We start from the raw sequence: 476 nt of genomic DNA, 5'->3' as shown, positions 1-476 counted from the left end.
CTGTCCGCCGCCGTACGGCAGAATCTGCTTACCCTGCAGCAGACTGCCGATTTCATGTCGGGCGTGCAGAACAAGCTCGCGACCGGCAAGAAGGTCAACTCGGCGCTCGACAACCCGAACTCCTTCTTCACCGCCTCCGGCCTCAACAACCGCGCCAAGGACCTGGGCACCCTGCTCGACGACATGGGTCAGGTTGTCCAGACGATGAAGGCCGCCGATCAGGGCATCACCAACATCACCAAGCTGGCTGAAAGTGCGAAGGCCAAAGCCAACCAGGCCCTGCAGACCCAGAGCCAGTACGAGCGCGCCCAGTACGCCAAGCAGTACAATGATCTGCTCAAGCAGATTGAGGACATGGCCAAGGACAGCTCCTACAAGGGCAAGAACCTGCTGGCCGGCGAAGGCAACGACCTGACCGCCATCTTCAACGAGGACAACACCTCGAAGCTGACCGTCAAGGCTGTCGACTACACCGA

Annotated in this window: 1 protein-coding gene; it reads left to right on the top strand. The window is 60.3% G+C overall.

The window, feature by feature from the left end:
• Positions 1-476, top strand: a 476-nt coding sequence (locus tag V6L75_RS20985) for a flagellin N-terminal helical domain-containing protein (RefSeq protein WP_484555975.1), incomplete at both ends; no start/stop codon positions are given.

Origin of the sequence: Pannonibacter anstelovis (assembly GCF_036881715.1) — a bacterium.
In the GTDB taxonomy this organism is placed as follows: domain Bacteria; phylum Pseudomonadota; class Alphaproteobacteria; order Rhizobiales; family Stappiaceae; genus Pannonibacter; species Pannonibacter anstelovis.
The sequence above is the reverse complement of the archived record's forward strand: the minus strand, read 5'-3'. Positions and strand labels throughout refer to the sequence as shown.